The following is a 16,074-nucleotide window of genomic DNA, read 5'->3' on the forward strand; positions in this document are numbered from 1 at the left end:
TTAACCCTCAAATATCGCTCTCCCTAATCTTATAATATTAGCGCCCTCTTCTATCGCCACCTCAAAATCATCGCTCATCCCCATCGAAAGCAGCCAAGCGGGATTTAATTTATCCCGTAATTGCCTAAGCCGCGCGAAATACGGGCGCGCTTCCTGGGTATCACCTACCACCGCGGCGATAGTCATTAATCCTTTAATTCTTATATTCTTTAGTTCGGTAATTTCTGAGCAAGCATCGCTTAAGGCTTCCGGGGAAAACCCGAATTTTGTGGCTTCCGGAGAAGTTTTGGCCTCAAGGAACACCTCTTGAATTTTATTCATCCTGGCTGCCTGCTTATCAATCGCTTGAGCTAAACTGACCGAATCAACCGAATGAATAAAGTCAAATATTTTTAAGGCCTCTTTTACTTTATTTGACTGCAAGTGGCCGATCATATGCCAGGTTAGACCGGAAAATTGTTCATATTTCCCCAAGGCTTCCTGCACCCTGTTCTCGCCGATATCTTTTAGGCCAAAACTCGTTGCTTCTTGAATTTGGAGAAAAGATCTGCCTTTGGTTACGCAGATTACGGTAATCTTATCAGGATCAACCTTAATCTTTGCGCAAGCCTGCCCGATACGCTGCCTGACTCTCTCGATATTCTCTTTAATCATAGATTAGATTAATATATTATACACAATAACCTAGGAGGGTCAATTAAAACAAAATGGATAGCGGGTCCTGCCTTAAGCGTCTGCCTTGTCTTGTTTTCTCGCAGGGACGCTTGTTTGCCCCTGCGCGGCAAACTGCGCTCGGGTTTCGGCCTCGCTCTGCCGGAGCATTTATTGTGGGCAGCCGTGCCCGCTCGGCCTGCAAACGCCCTGCTCGAAATCAAGCCAAGCCATCCGCTGATAATATATATAAATGACACTGACAAGTTTCGCAGCGAATGTCGATTTTATGAATATTATCAAGATTTCCGGCTTTTGCTGGAGGAGCATTAGAAATTTTTCGGCAGTTGTGTGCAAGGAATTACGGCGAGTGCAGGCAATACCTTTATACGTAAGGAACACTGCGCTGCCGGAACAAGCCGTAAACCGCAGCACACGGCGAAAAATTTCAGCGACGGAAGCAAAAGACGGAAAGCTTGGGAAAAACTAGAAATATTCCTGGTAAACTTCTTTGAAACGGTTTACCGCTTTAAAAAAGAGGTTTTTGGCAGGCTTAACTAAAGGCGAACTCCCTACGGTCTTGTTTTCTAAATCTTCACAGACCATCCCCAGGCAAGTCAGATAAGTCAGATATCTTTGTCCGGCTAAATCATTATTTTCTTTGACTAACGCGGCGATCTCCGGATTCCTGATCCGGCCGAGCTTAACCGGAATACCCGTTAAGCTCTCCATCATCTCGATAAATCCATCCGTCAGAAGCGTTTTACCGGCCATAATAAAGTGATCAATTTCATGCAAGGCCACCTTTTTCTCTATGATTTCCTTAATCTGCGCGCAGACCAGGCGGCCGGAGTTGGTAGTCATTAAAGCTACATCGCGCTGTTTTAGAGGTTTATAGAATTCATCTTTCTTGACCAAAATTTCTTTATTTTCCGCAATACTGCCGGCATCGCCGATAATCCCGTAAGAACGCTTGATATCTTCTGCCAGCTCAAAATTAATTTTTAATCCTTCCGAGAGCTGGGCCGTCATGCTGTTTCCCCCTAATGCCAAAATCTGGATATCCTGCAAGAGCCCGTCTTTAAAGATAAGCAGTTCTGTAACATCGCTTCCCACATCGCAAAACACGCTTAACCCTTTTTTTTCTTCTCTGCCAAACACTGCTTGGCTAGTGGCTAGCCCCGAAAAAGAAAGATTCCTGATCTCATAACCAACCTGGCTTATCACCCGGCTTAAGCTCTGCAAAGAAGAAATCCTGGCGCAGACCAGATATAGATCTACCTCCAGCCTGTGGCTGTATAAACCAATAGGATTAATAACATTACTTTTGGAATCAATGGTATAGCTGGAAGGAATTACGTGGATTATCTCCTCCTCTAAGCTGGAACCAAGGATGCGCGCCTGTTCATTAGCGCTGGCTATATCCGTTGAGGTAATCACCTTATTGCCGCGTTCGGCAAGCGGGATAATCGCGTGGCTATGCTTGGTTAAGATATCCTTTCCGGAGAAATTAGCATGAATATACTTGATCCTCAATCCAGATTTAGTTTTCAGGCTCTTCATAATTTTTGTCAGGCAAACCACTAACTGCGTGGCATCAACAATCACCCCTTCTTTAACCCCGGAGGATGGCATAACCTCAAAAAAAATATCCTCTATCCGGCTTTTCTTTATCTTAGCCAGGCAACCCGCGATTTTATTTGAACCGATGTCTATTGCGCAAATATAATTATTGTTTAACATTGTTAAGCTTTATTACCGGCTCCTTAAACCGAAGGTCAATATACTTTATATTGCCCCATTCTTTACGCGCCTGGATAACCAAGCCGCCTAAGATTATCATTTTCTGCCTGATATTATTTTCTCCCGTGCGCACCTCAAAACCAATCCACTCTGCTTGAGCAACGGGTTTTGTATAATCGGCCAACTGCTTGGGCAGAAGAATAAAAAAGCCCGCGCTCTGCAGATCCGCCACATCAATTCTTATTAAGGTAAAACCCTGAAAAGCTTTATTAACTTTAAATTCCTTAACTATACTTAAAGCCAAATCAAGTTCAGCCCTTTTATATCTTGTCCCCGGCTTAGGGGCAAATATCTTTGTTTCTAAGCCATAGATAACCGGCAGCCCTGCTTCCTCAATGGCCGCGTTTGAGTAGAATAACACCCCCTGCTCATCGATGGCAAAATCTTTATAGAATTTAACCAAGGCAGCAGGCTTGCGCTTCAAAAAATCCACAAATACGCAGTTGGGAAGTACCCGGGCAAACCTAACCTTGCGGCAATCCGGGCAGCTTAAAGCAGCCCTGTGGGATTCACCGTTTAGATCCAGGCTAAAAATGTTCCTGCCTTTTAAATAATCAAATGACTTCTCGGAATTCCTGACGACAACCTGCCTAACGGCAAAAAAATCTGAAGTAGTTAAAGCTTTACAAATATATCCTATTATAAAAGAGAAGGCAAGTAAAATTATTGCCAAGGATATAATAATCTTTACAGGAAAATTAAACCTTCGCTTTTTCATAACCTAATTCCAAAAGCTTAATACAAAGCCGGTTAAAATCTATACCGATGATTTTGGCAGCCTTGGGTAAAAGGCTGGTCGCCGTCATCCCCGGTATGGTATTGACCTCCAGGACGTAAGGCAAACCGTCTTTACTCAATATAATATCCGTGCGTGAGCAGCCAAAACAACCCAGAAGTTTATGTGCCGCTAAAGCCGCTTGCTGGACTTTTCCGGCAATATCCTCCTCTAAATGAGCAGGGATGATATACTCCGTTAATCCCGCCTGATATTTAGCTTCAAAATCAAAAAATTTATTTTTGGGGATAATTTCGATCACCGGCAAAGCCGCTTCATCCAAAACCCCCACCGTAAGTTCTCTTCCAAATATGTACTCCTCGATAATTATGCGTTCATCAAACTCAAAAGCCAGATCAATAGCCGCAGATATCCCTTCATCACGCTCAACCAGTGAGAGCCCGATACTTGAACCGTGATTAGCCGGCTTAACTACTAGAGGCAGCCCCAGATCGTTTTCATAAACCCTGTTTTTCCGATAAACCGATTTCTCTAAAAAACGGGATTTAGGCACGCATAGCCCGCCGTCTTTGAATTTTCTTAGCGAACTGATCTTGTCCATGGCTAGCCGGCTGGCCGCGACTCCTGAAGCGGTGTAAGGTAAATTCATTTTTTCCAGGATCTCCTGGATTGAACCGTCTTCTCCAAAACGGCCATGCAAAGCAATGAATACGGAATTTAAATTATGGCTCTTAAGCCGCCGGATATTCTCTTCCACATTATCGGTAGTTATATCAATGCCTACCGCCGCTACTCCCGACTCAAGCAGCGCGGATAATACGGCCTCACCGCTTTTCAAAGAGATCCCCCTCTCTGAAGAAGGCCCCCCCATTAAAACCCCGACTCTGCCAAAATCCTTTATCTCCATATTTTTATCTCTGGCTGCAGGTTAATTTTAAATCTTTCCCTGACTTTCCTTCGCATTAAATCCATAAGCGACAAAACATCGCTGCTCTTTGCCTTGCCTGAGTTTAAAATAAAATTCGCATGGGCCCTGGAAATTAAAGCTGCGCCTTTTGTTTTTCCTTTTAATCCGCAGGCATCAATAAGCCTCCCCGCCGGATTTTTAGCCGGATTTTTAAAGATACAGCCGGCATTGGGCAGGCTGTTGTTCTGGGTTTTACCGCGCCTTAAAAGATATTCTTTGATTTTAAGGGCGATCTTATCTTTATCTGCGGCGTGTAATTTAAGTTTTGCCGAAAGAATAATATACTTATTTAAATTAGATTTACGGTAAGCAAACCGCAAATTTCTGCCGGCCAGAAGCTTTGGCCTGCCATTATAATCTAAGACCGATACTTCTTCCACCCGCTCCCCGATTGACCTGCCCCAGGCTCCGGCATTACCAGCCAATACCCCTCCCAGTGTTCCGGGAATTCCGGCAAGAAACTCTAAACCGGACAGGCCTTTATCTTTAGCAAATAAAATCAACTGATTTAATTTTAAACCGCTTCCGGCGGTTATGCAAGTGCCTTTATGATCTAGGCGTTGAAAATCCCGGCCGCTTAACTTAATTACCATCCCATCTACTCCGGAATCGCTGGCTAAAATATTACTGCCTCCTCCTAATATGAAAACTTTTACTCCCGCCTTCTTGGCGCAGGCCAAGGCCTCTTGTAAACTTTTAAGATCCCTTGGCTCAAAGAAAAATTTGGCTGGCCCGCCAATCTTAAAACTCGTAAAAGCAGCCAGGCTTATTTTAGTTTTTATTTTTTTATTTAAGTTTTTCGGCCAGAGCATCGGAAACCTTTACAATATCCCCTGCGCCCAGGGTAATCACCAGATCATTCTCCCGAATGATCCCTAAAAGATGGTCGAGAATATCTTCCTTAGGCAAATACAAGACTTCTTTATCTTTGGCGTGTTCCTTTATTTTTTCCATTAACTTCCGGGCGGCTACACCTTCTATAGGCTGTTCGCTGGCCGCGTAAATATCCGTGATAATCAGGTAATCCGACTGGTCAAAAGATTTGGCAAAATCATTTAGAAGCAGCTGCGTACGGGTATAACGATGCGGCTGGAAGATAACGATCTTGCGCCCGGCCTTGAGATTAGCGATTGCCGCCAAAGTAGCTTTTATCTCCGAAGGATGGTGGGCATAATCATCGATCACCAGGTATTTATCGCTCTTAAATTTTGTCTCAAGCCTGCGGCTTGCCCCTTTATACCCTTTTAGAGTCCTGCGGATACACTCTAAATCAATACCCAATTCCATCCCTAAACCGATTACCGCCAAAGAATTTGAAATATTATGTTCACCGCCCAAGGCCAGATGAAAACGGGAAACAAATTTATCTTTAAAATAACAATCAAAATCTGAAAGTAAACCGGTAAAGGAAATGTTCTTGGCGTTTATATCAGCTCCGCTATTTAGGCCAAACGATAAATGTTTGCCTTTATAAATACTCAGCATCTTTAAAAGATTGGGATCATCGGAACAGGCAAAAACACAGCCCCCTTTCTGAGTACGTTCTATAAAAGACTTAAAGGCCTTCAATTCATTATCGAAATTATGGTAATAATCCAGGTGTTCCCGGTCGATATTGGTAATAATTGAATACTTGGGCGTATAATTTAAGAATGAACCATCGGACTCATCGGCTTCAGCGACGAAAAAATCGCCATCCCCCAGGCAAGCATTGGTATCAATATTATTCAGTATCCCTCCGATAACTACCGTGGGGTTTAACCCGGCCTCAAGCAGCATATAAGAAACCAATGAAGTAGTGGTGGTTTTGCCGTGGCTGCCGGCAACGGTTATCGCGGTTTTCCCCCGCATCAGCCCGGCCAGAGCCTGCGCTCTTTTAATCAAGGGTATTCCCAAAGCTTTGGCCCGCAGTATTTCGGGATTATCCTGCCTTATCGCCGAAGAATAAACCAGCACATCCTGGCCGGTAATATTTGAGGCGTTGTGGCCAATGGATATCTTGGCCCCCAGGCTTTTAAGCTCATCGGTAATCCGGTTCTCTTTTAAATCCGAACCGCTTACCTTATAACCGCTTTTAAGCATTAAACGGGCGATTCCGCTCATGCCTATTCCGCCGATACCGATAAAGTGATAATAATCCTTCATTCTAAAATATACGCTTTCCAGGCGCTTTCAAAATCTTCCATACTGGCAAAAGAATATGTTTTTATTAAAGCTTCCCCTAAATCTTTAATGTCCCGCAGGTTCTGGCAGAAAAATACAAATCTGTCTTTACCAAACTCGGAAATTAAATATTTCACCAGGCTATACGATTCCGCATAAAATAACGCTACCTTTGCCCTGTCTTGTGAACCGGACACCACTGTGCGGCTTAGCTCCTCCAGGTTAATAAAGCTACCTTGCCTTAGCTTATCGGCTAAATCCGCTTTTACCGAGAATATATTTTTCTGCTGATAGGTAGCAACTCCTTCCTGAAGCCAAAGGGGGATAGCCGGATTATTAAAACCCACCATCTCATTAAAAATAATATGCGCCATTTCATGCGCAAGGATATTATCCAAAAACCCGGGGGCGGTCACAAAAGTCATGATTGTCTTACTGGCAACGCTTGCCTCTCCTGCCGACCAATCCGCGGCATGGGTTTCTTTCCTGTATTCCTCTTGGTTATCAAAAAGATAAATTTTTGCCCGGTTATCCCAAGTCCAAAAATTAAAACGGTTAAAACCTAAATCCTCGGTAATACTATTATAACAGTCCTCGGCTTTTTGAGTTAACTCATTAAGCGATCTTTCCGGAGCGCTTTTATAATAAACCAAAAAATGCGTGCTTTTTAATACCTGCCAATCCGGATTATCCGCAAAAACAATAAACGGAAAAAATAGAAAGATGAGGAATAATTTAAATCGGCGCATTAATTTAAACTTAGCACTTCCTTGGCTAATAAGCAAGCGGCATCCGCAACCGTAAACTGCGCGTATACCCGGCGCATCGCTTTTAGTTTCTCCGGATTTGCCAAAAACACATTTAATTGATCGGTCAATTTTTCCACGCGCAATTCCTCATCTTTAATGATCAGGGCGGCCCCGGGATCTGCGAGTATCCGGGCATTAGCCTCTTGATGCGCGTAAGCAAAAGGATATGGGATTAATACCGCCGGAATTCCAAATTTCTGTAGTTCGGCAATGGTTGTGGCCCCTGACCGGCAGATGATCAGATCCGCCACGCTATAAGCATATTGCATAGCCGGAAAAAATTCAAACAGCCTATAGCTCAAATTCAATGGATCATATTTTAATTTAAGCCGGGGATAATCCTGGATTCCGGAAATATGGATCAGCTGCAGGTCATCTTTTTTTGGATAAGCGGCGATTGCCTCAAAACAAACAGAGTTTAACTTGGCCGACCCCTGGCTTCCTCCGGTAATTAATATATTAAATTTTCCTTCTTTAAACTTAAAAAAATCAAGCGCCTGCTTCCTGTCTACGGGGGCCAAATCCTTGCGCAGAGGATTACCTGTCAGGACGATCTTTTCACCGGATATATTCAGGTATTTATTTGTCTGGCTAAAGGATACCGCTACCTTGTCCACCAACTTAGCCAATAACCGGTTGGCCCTGCCGGGGATAACATTCTGTTCATGAATTATGGTTTTTGCCCTAAATAACCAAGCCCAGAATATCAGGGCCACAGTATTAAGGCTGCCGAATCCAACCACCACATCCGGCCGGAATTTTAAAATAATCAGCATCCCTTCCCAGGCACCCAATAAAAATGAACAGGCGCCGGCTATATTCCTGCTGTTTAAACTAAAACTTAAAGAAGCCGCCTGGATATATTTAACCTGCGCAAATTCAACGCAGATATTATTATCCTTGCTTTTCTTGGGCAGGACTAAAAGCAAGTCAGCGCCTGAATTCTTTAATGCCTCAATCAAAGATAGCGCGGGGAAGATGTGCCCGCCGCTTGAGCCGGTAGCAATCAAAACACGCATATTTAAGGATACTCTCCCGTACGGGCAATATTGATTAATATGCCCAGGCTAACCATATCAAATATCAGCGAAGAACCGCCATAGCTGATAAACGGCAACGGCAAACCTTTGGTAGGAAAAACTCCGCAAGAAACACCGATATTTACAATCGCCTTAAGCGAAATCATCAAAACTAAACCCAGGGCAAGAAAATACCCGAATTTATCCTGGGCATTCTTGATAATTTTAAGGCCCTGTTGAATAAAGATCATAAACAATGCGATTATTCCCAATGTGCCGGCCAATCCCAGCTCTTCTCCGATAATCGAAAAAATAAAATCCGTGTGGGCTGCCGGAAGATAAAAAAGCTTCTGCTGTGAATGCCCAAGCCCCCTGCCGAATAATCCGCCGGAGCCTATGGCAATCTGTGACTGGATAATCTGAAAGCCTGTGCCCTTAGGATCAAGCCAGGGGTTTAAAAACGCCAAGATCCTGACCCGGCGGTAAGCCACCTTAAAAACCAGAAGATAAAGCGCCGGTAAACTGCAAAGCAGTAAACTCAAAATATAAGTTCCTCTTGTTCCGGCAACAAAAAGCATGATCAGGACCACACTGCCTAAGGCAATAACCGTACCCAAATCCGGCTGTAGAAGTATGAGTAAAGTGGTTGCCCCTAATACGCATATCGGAGGCATAAATCCTTTAAGCAGCAGCTTAATCTTATCTCCTTTACGGCAAATAAAATCGGAGATATAAATAATCAGCGCCAGATTAGCAAACTCCGCGGGCTGGAAGCTGATAAATTTAAATCTAAACCAACGCCGGGCACCGGAGACCTCTTTGCCTACGCCGGGAATAAGCACTAAAACCAGCGAAGCAAAAGCGATCCAAAGTAACAAGCGGGCATGTTTTTTGAACAAGCGATAGTCAACAAGCATGACTAAAAAAGTCAAGATTAGACCTGCCAGTAAAAAAAACAAATGGCGCTTTAAAAAATAAAAACTATCTCCATACTTCTCCCAGGCATAAATACTCGAGGAACTATAAATCATCACTATACCAATACAAATAAGCACGATGGATATAGTAAACAGATTAATCCGCGCCTTTTTAACCATCCAGAGTAACTCCGCTGCCTAAATTCAGCACAATCTCTTTAAAGGCCATGCCCCGGTCTTCATAATCTTTAAACATATCAAAACTTGAGCACATCGGCGATAATAATACCGAATATCCCGGCTTGGCCAAAACAAAAGCTTTTTCTACCGCCTCCTTTAAAGTAGAGGCATTTTCTGTCGGAAATTCACCGCCAAGGGCGCAAGCGATCTTCTCTTTTGCCTCTCCGATAAGCACCAGATGTTTAACCTTATCCCGGGCAAACTCGCGGATTACCCGGTAATCAATCCCTTTGTGCCTGCCCCCGGCAATAAGAATTATAGGGGTATCAATATTCTTAATCGCCCAGATTGCTGAATCTGCCGTGGTTGCCTTAGAATCATTAATAAATTTTACCCCGTTAATTTCCCGCACATCCTCCAGGCGGTGCTGGATCCCTTTGAATTTACTAAAAACATCCAGGATCAGGCCCTGATCAATCCCCAAGATTTTTCCAACGCTAATGACCGTGCTCTGGTTAGGATTGAAGCCATCCTGCCTGGTAAAAAAAACAACTTTTGATTTTGCCTGGGCAGCCATACCCTTAAGCAACGCATCATCCCCATTTAAAATTAAAAAATCATCCTGGTCCTGATTCATCATAATCCGCTTCTTAGCATCTAAATACTCCTGCATATTATTATAGCGGTCAAGATGGTTCGGGGTTAAATTCAAAATAACCGCGATCTTGGGTTTAAAATCTTCGATCGTCTCCAGCTGAAAAGAGCTTACCTCAAGGACAACAAAATCGCCCTCCTGCATCGCCTCCACTTCACCGCAAAATGGGTTGCCGATATTCCCGCAGACAAAAACTTTCTTTCCTGAAGCGGCCAAAATTTTCCCAATTAAAGTAGTGACCGTGGTTTTTCCGTTTGAACCGGTTACCGCGATAATAGTCGCCGGACAAAGGATGCTAGCTGCCTCAATTTCACTGATGACCGGTATATTAAATTCTTTGGCCCATTTAATCGGTAAGGCATCCGCCGGCACTCCGGGAGAAATAACCACTAAATCCGCCGGCTTAATAAAATCCCGGCTGTGCCTGCCCAGTTCAACTAAAATATCGCCTGAACAAAGCTTAGCGCAAGCTTCTTTGGTCTGCGCGTTATCCTTAATATCCGTAATACTCACCGAAGCCCCCAATCTCTGCAACAGATTGGCGCAGGCTGCCCCGGACCGGGCAAGGCCGACAATGGTTATCTTTTTGTTTTTAAAATAGCTAGTATTGCGCATGGATAGGTTATCTGATTTTTAACGTAACCAAGGTAAAGAGGGCAAGTAAACCGGCAATGATCCAAAACCTAACAATCACTTTATTCTCAGGCAAATCCAAAAACTGAAAATGATGGTGCAGCGGGGCGATTTTAAAAATACGCTTTTTGGTCAGCTTATAAGAGCCCACTTGCAATATAACCGAGAGCGCCTCCAAAACAAATATGCCTCCGACAATAATCAGCAGCATCTCTTTTTTAATCAATAATGCCACTGTCCCGATAGCTCCTCCTAAGGCCAGTGATCCGACATCCCCCATAAAGATCGAGGCAGGATAACAGTTGAACCAAAGAAAACCTAAGCCCGCTCCCACAATGCTGGCGCAGAAAATAGTCAGTTCCCCCGCGCCTTTAATATAAGGGATCAAAAGGTAATTGCTTAAATTAAGGTTGCCGGAAACATAACTTAACACGCTAAAGGCAACACCCACCATCACCATGATACCGATAGCCAATCCATCTAAGCCATCGGTAAGATTTACGGCGTTCGATGAGCCGGTAATCACCAAAATCACAAATAAAACATAAAAACCATCTAAATCAAAACCGCCCCCTTTTAGAAAAGGAATATCCAGCCTGGGATTATGCCCAGTATCCATAATCAGGATTATCCCCAAGATCAAACCCAGGACAACTTGGCTGGCAAGTTTTACGCTGGGAGACAAGCCCCTGGCCTTATTTTTTACCTGCTTAAAATAATCATCTATAAATCCGGTTAAGCCCAGCCAAACAGTGCTGAATAAAACAATCCAAATACAGGGATGGCTAATATCGGACCAAAGCAGGGTTGAAACTACCACTGTCCCGAGTATAAGGATCCCGCCCATAGTCGGAGTACCCTGCTTATTCCGGTGCAAATCATCCAGCTTTAAACTATCCGCTTTATTGATTTTCTCTCCGACTTTAAGTGTCTTTAATTTTTTGATTAACGGCGGGCCAAAAATCAGGCTCAGGATAAAAGCAGTCAAAGCAGCCATAACCGCGCGGAAGGTAATGTAGCGGAATACATTGAAAGCAAAAATTAAATCCCTAAGAGGGTAAAACAGATGATAAAGCATTAGACTTTAAAAACCTCTTCCATTTTCATCGACCGGGATCCCTTTACCAGAATTATATCGGAAGCACCCGGAGATATTTTATCAAACAATAAATCCCCGGCCTGCGCAGCGCCGGGGCAATAAAATATGTCTTTGCGCTTAAAACCGCCCTCTGCGGCTGCCTGGGCAGTGAGCCGGGCTAAGCTGCCTACTGCCACTAATACATCGCAGGTATTAGTTATACTCCTGGCGATTTGCCGATGCAATAATTCTTTTTGCCTGCCTAACTCCAGCATATCCCCCATAATTAAGATCTTTTTACCTTTACACTTTGCGGCAGCCAAAGCCGCAAGCGCCGCTTCTAAAGAAAGGGGATTGGAATTATAGGTATCATCGATAAAAGTAAGCCCCTTAAATTTAATAAGATTAAGCCTGCCTTTGGGAAATTTAAAAGCAGCCAGCCTTGCGGCGATTTCCGGATAACTTAAGCCCAATATCCTGCTCACGGAAATCGCACCTAGCGCATTATAGATATTATAATGGCCTAAGGTGGATAATGCAAAAACAAATTTAGAGTTGACTTTAAATTCTAATTTACCGTTACGGAATTTGATCGCGGAAGCGCAAAAATCGCTCTGCTCATTAATACCGTAAGTAAAAACATGCGCCCCTCTATTCCTGCGTATGATTATGCGTTTGAGTAATTTATCGTCGGCGCAAAGAACGGCAAGGGAAGGCTTGGCTAAATTGTCCAGCAGGGTTGATTTCTCTTTTAAAACCCCGTTTAAATCTTTTAAAAACTCAAGGTGGCTTAATCCGATATTGGTAATTACCCCAATGTTGGGGCGGGCGATCTTGGCCAGGTAATTGACCTCTCCGAAATGATTAGTGCCTATCTCCACTACCGCGAAATTATCTTTTTCGCAAAGTTGAATTAATGTCTGGGGAAGGCCGATCTGATTATTCTTGGTCCCCTCATTTTTCAATACCCGGGCATTGTCTGATAAAACCCAGGCAATCATCTCCTTGGTGGTGGTCTTGCCGTTTGAACCGGTGACGGCAATGACCGGCAGTTTAAATTTTTGCCTCTGGAATCTTGCTATATCCCCCAAGGCTAAAGTCGTATCTTTTACCTTAATCACTGCTATCCTTCCAGGAATCAGGCATTCAGGCATTCTTTCGACAATTAAACAGCGGACACCTGACTTTAAAACCTCGGCAATAAAATCATGGCCGTCAAAATTATTTCCCTTTAAAGCCAAAAACGCCTCCCCCGGCTTTAATCTCCTTGAATCGGTGGAAACAACCTCAAACTTATCCCTTAGCTTCCCCTGGATAAGTTTACCGCCTGTGGCTTTAATTATTTCATTGACTTTAAACACTTCCGGACCACCTCTTTATCGTTAAAATGTACGGCTCCATCTTTTAATATCTGATAATTTTCATGGCCTTTACCGGCAAGCAGCAAACAATCATCTTTTTTAACCAGAGATAAACCCGCGCGGATGGCTTCAAAACGCTCGGGCTTGCGGCAGTAATTATTTTTATCAATACCTGCGCAAACATCTTTGATTATCCGCAGCGGATCCTCGGAACGGGGGTTATCGCTGGTAATAATCGCGTAGTCTGCCAGCTCGGTAACCACCTTACCCATTTTCGGGCGCTTAAGCTTATCGCGCTCTCCTCCGCAGCCAAAGACCGTAATAATCTTGCCCTTAACCAACGGCCTTAAAGCACTGATAACATTGAATAGCGCATCCGGGGTATGCGCATAATCTACAAAAATAGTGAACCCTCTTTTACAGGCAACCTTCTCCAGCCTGCCGCAAACATTCCTGAATTTTTCGATGGCGGATTGGATATCCTTGATGCTTAGTTTTGCACTTATCCCCCAGGCAATAGCTGCCAGTAGATTATAAATATTGTGCCGGCCGACAAGGTGGGTTTTGATCCGGAGGTTTATTTTTGGCGCAACCAAAGTAAATTTAGCCCCATCCATGCCAAAATCAATATCTTTGGCCATAACCGCCGAGGGCGTTTTTATGCCATAGGTCAAAATCTTAGCGCCGGTCAAACGCTTAATCCGACGGCCATACCTGTCGTCGTTATTGATTATTGCCGTCCCGGATGAGGGCAGAGAACGAAAAAGTTTCGCTTTTGCCAGAAAATAATTTTCTAAATTCTTATGATAATCCAGATGGTCTTGGGTAAGATTGGTAAAAATAGCGCAGTTAAAGCGAATTCCCGCTGCCCTCTCCTGATCCAAGGCGTGAGATGAAACCTCCATCGCGCAATATTTAACTCCTCCGGCATGCATCTTGGCAAGCAAACTTTGTAATTCTACGCAGCCCGGAGTGGTATTTTTAGATTCAATCACTCTACCTTTAAAATGGTAATCAATCGTGCCGATTACTCCGCAAGCGTATCCGGATTCTCCAGCCAGAGCTTCGATTAAATATGCGATAGTTGTTTTGCCGTTAGTGCCGGTGACACCAACGACCTTAAGCTTGGCTGAAGGAAACCCGTAAAACCTGTTTGCCGCTTTAGCTAAAAATTTACGGCAATCATTTACCGTAATTAATTTAACCTTTCCAGGAATTTTTATTTTCGGCGTATTTTTCTGCATCACCACGACACTGGCGCCCCGGGTAATTGCTTCATTTATAAAACAGTTTCCATCCTGGCGATTTCCCTTGATGGCTACAAAAACAAAACCTTTCTTTACCTGTTTGGAGTTAGAAGTAATGCCTTTGATTTTGATACCGGAGATTTTCATTGTGCCAGGCCTTGAGTGGGCATTTCATTTCCCTTTAGATAACGTATCGCGTCACCAGCGACCTTTTGGAACACCGGAGCAGCGACTACCCCGCCAAAATAAACCGGATGCGGTTCATCAACCGTTACCACAATAGCCAACAATGGATCTTCAGCGGGAGAAAAACCGATAAAGGAAGCGACAAATTTATTGTGCGAATAGGATCCGTTTGCTTCAAGCTTCTGGGCGGTCCCGGTCTTTCCCGCGGCGCTGAATCCGGAAACCTTGGCCAGCCTACCTGTGCCCTCCTCGACTACTCCGGTAAGAATCTTCTTTATGCGCAAGGCAGTGTCAATTGAAATTACCTTGCGGATTAATGTGGGTTTATTCTGTTTAATTATCTGGCCCTGGCTATCGCGCACCGAATCAATGATATAAGGCTTCATCAGTTGTCCGCCATTGGCAATTACTGATATTGCACTGGCCAATTGCAAAGCAGTCACCCCAACCTCCTGGCCGATAGGTATGGCGGTCATCGATGTCTTTGACCACTGGCGCACCGGCTTGATCATTCCGGAGATCTCTCCCGATAGTTCAATTCCTAATTTTGACCCAAAACCAAAAGCCTTTAAATACCGGTAAATTGTATCCGGGCCCAAAATTTGGGCGACTTTTACCGTACCAATGTTACTTGACTCCTCGATTACCTGCCTGAAAGTAAGCAAGCCATGCGGCATATGATCATGCAATATGCGCCCGGCTACCTTATAAGATCCATTCTCGCAAAAAAAAGTGTCCTCTTCAGTAACCTTTTTCTCTTCAAGGGCAGCCGAAGCAGTGACAATTTTAAAAACCGATCCGGGCTCAAACAAATCGCAAATAGCCCGGTTGCGGATCGAATCTTTACTGACTCCGGAATGGCTGTTTAAATCATAATTGGGGCGACTGGCCATCGCCAGGATCCTGCCCGTATGAGGATCCATAACGATGATGCTGGCCCCTTTTGCGTGAAAACTCTTAAAAGCCTTATCCAACTCTCTTTCCGCGATATATTGAACAACCTCATCAATAGTCAAAACCAAATCCAGGCCATCGACAGGCAAGATCATCTTTTCCCAAATGTCTAATTTTTTCAAATGCGCGTCGCGTAAAAAAATCGCCCAGCCGCTGGTCCCTGCCAGGTACCGGTTAAAATCCCTTTCTACGCCCTCCAGGCCGACATTATCCATTCCGCTAAAACCAATTATGTGGCTGGCCAGATAACTGTTAGGATAAATCCGCTTGGTCTCCTTGACAAACCCTAAACCCTTCATATTTAATTTCTTGATTGCTTCGGATTTTTCCGGAGTTAATTTTCGCGCAATCCAAATAAATGCCTTTTTGCGGTCCAATCTTTCCTGCAGGTAAGCCCGCTCTGTTCCAAGTATAGGCAGCAACTGATTAATCACAATCTCTTTATTTTTAATCGCATTAGGCACCGCGTACAGGGAATCCATGGACATATTGAATGCCTGCATCTTAAGATTGCAATCATAGATCGCCCCGCGCCGCGGCTCAAGTTCCACAAGTTGATTATGCTGTTTATTGGCTATGGCGGTAAGGTAATTTGAACGGAAAAACTGGATAAAAAAAAGACGGCCTACGCAAAGCAGGAGAAAAATAAAAAAGACTAAAAATACCGCCTCGTTTCTTCGGCGATAATTACTGATATACACTATATCCTTTAGGA

General features: G+C 43.9%; 14 protein-coding genes. All 14 read right to left on the reverse strand.

Features of this window, described 5'->3' with window-relative positions:
• The 14 genes from PHG87_02830 to PHG87_02895 all read right to left on the reverse strand — a co-directional run bounded on the left by PHG87_02830 (position 1) and on the right by PHG87_02895 (position 16,060).
• Complete coding sequence (locus PHG87_02830) at positions 1-654, reverse strand: YggS family pyridoxal phosphate-dependent enzyme (protein MDD5477126.1); 654 nt, start codon at positions 652-654, stop codon at positions 1-3.
• A gap of 483 nt (positions 655-1,137) precedes the next feature.
• Positions 1,138-2,394 carry a cell division protein FtsA gene (ftsA, locus tag PHG87_02835; protein ID MDD5477127.1) on the reverse strand — a complete coding sequence of 419 codons (1,257 nt, stop codon included), beginning with the start codon at positions 2,392-2,394 and terminating at the stop codon, positions 1,138-1,140.
• Complete coding sequence (locus PHG87_02840; GenBank protein MDD5477128.1) at positions 2,381-3,172, reverse strand: hypothetical protein; 792 nt, start codon at positions 3,170-3,172, stop codon at positions 2,381-2,383. Before PHG87_02840 ends, ftsA begins: the two co-directional genes overlap by 14 nt.
• Complete coding sequence (locus PHG87_02845) at positions 3,153-4,097, reverse strand: D-alanine--D-alanine ligase (GenBank protein MDD5477129.1); 945 nt, start codon at positions 4,095-4,097, stop codon at positions 3,153-3,155. The genes PHG87_02840 and PHG87_02845 overlap by 20 nt, the downstream gene beginning before the upstream one ends.
• On the reverse strand, positions 4,088-4,969 hold the full coding sequence (gene murB, locus PHG87_02850) for a UDP-N-acetylmuramate dehydrogenase (GenBank protein ID MDD5477130.1): 882 nt from the start codon (positions 4,967-4,969) through the stop codon (positions 4,088-4,090). The genes PHG87_02845 and murB overlap by 10 nt, the downstream gene beginning before the upstream one ends.
• Positions 4,944-6,302 (reverse strand): UDP-N-acetylmuramate--L-alanine ligase, encoded by a 1,359-nt coding sequence (gene murC, locus PHG87_02855; protein MDD5477131.1) that lies wholly within the window; start codon positions 6,300-6,302, stop codon positions 4,944-4,946. Before murC ends, murB begins: the two co-directional genes overlap by 26 nt.
• Positions 6,299-7,069 carry a peptidase MA family metallohydrolase gene (locus PHG87_02860; protein MDD5477132.1) on the reverse strand — a complete coding sequence of 257 codons (771 nt, stop codon included), beginning with the start codon at positions 7,067-7,069 and terminating at the stop codon, positions 6,299-6,301. Before PHG87_02860 ends, murC begins: the two co-directional genes overlap by 4 nt.
• Positions 7,069-8,148 (reverse strand): undecaprenyldiphospho-muramoylpentapeptide beta-N-acetylglucosaminyltransferase, encoded by a 1,080-nt coding sequence (murG, locus tag PHG87_02865; GenBank protein ID MDD5477133.1) that lies wholly within the window; start codon positions 8,146-8,148, stop codon positions 7,069-7,071. The genes PHG87_02860 and murG overlap by 1 nt, the downstream gene beginning before the upstream one ends.
• Before the next feature lie 2 nt (positions 8,149-8,150).
• Positions 8,151-9,245, reverse strand: coding sequence for a putative lipid II flippase FtsW (gene ftsW / locus PHG87_02870; GenBank protein MDD5477134.1), 1,095 nt, complete (start codon positions 9,243-9,245; stop codon positions 8,151-8,153).
• On the reverse strand, positions 9,238-10,515 hold the full coding sequence (gene murD / locus PHG87_02875; GenBank protein MDD5477135.1) for a UDP-N-acetylmuramoyl-L-alanine--D-glutamate ligase: 1,278 nt from the start codon (positions 10,513-10,515) through the stop codon (positions 9,238-9,240). The genes ftsW and murD overlap by 8 nt, the downstream gene beginning before the upstream one ends.
• A 7-nt stretch (positions 10,516-10,522) precedes the next feature.
• A complete protein-coding gene (mraY, locus tag PHG87_02880; protein ID MDD5477136.1) occupies positions 10,523-11,611 on the reverse strand; it encodes a phospho-N-acetylmuramoyl-pentapeptide-transferase in 1,089 nt (362 codons plus the stop codon).
• Entirely contained in the window at positions 11,611-12,972 is a 1,362-nt protein-coding gene (locus PHG87_02885) for a UDP-N-acetylmuramoyl-tripeptide--D-alanyl-D-alanine ligase (protein ID MDD5477137.1), read from the reverse strand. Before PHG87_02885 ends, mraY begins: the two co-directional genes overlap by 1 nt.
• The gene (locus PHG87_02890; protein MDD5477138.1) at positions 12,951-14,366 is read right to left on the reverse strand and encodes a UDP-N-acetylmuramoyl-L-alanyl-D-glutamate--2,6-diaminopimelate ligase; all 1,416 of its coding nucleotides are present in this window, start codon (positions 14,364-14,366) and stop codon (positions 12,951-12,953) included. Before PHG87_02890 ends, PHG87_02885 begins: the two co-directional genes overlap by 22 nt.
• On the reverse strand, positions 14,363-16,060 hold the full coding sequence (locus PHG87_02895; GenBank protein MDD5477139.1) for a penicillin-binding transpeptidase domain-containing protein: 1,698 nt from the start codon (positions 16,058-16,060) through the stop codon (positions 14,363-14,365). The genes PHG87_02890 and PHG87_02895 overlap by 4 nt, the downstream gene beginning before the upstream one ends.
• Positions 16,061-16,074: the final 14 nt, after the last annotated feature.

This window comes from Candidatus Omnitrophota bacterium, assembly GCA_028716245.1.
Taxonomy (GTDB): Bacteria; Omnitrophota; Gorgyraeia; order Gygaellales; family Profunditerraquicolaceae; genus UBA6249.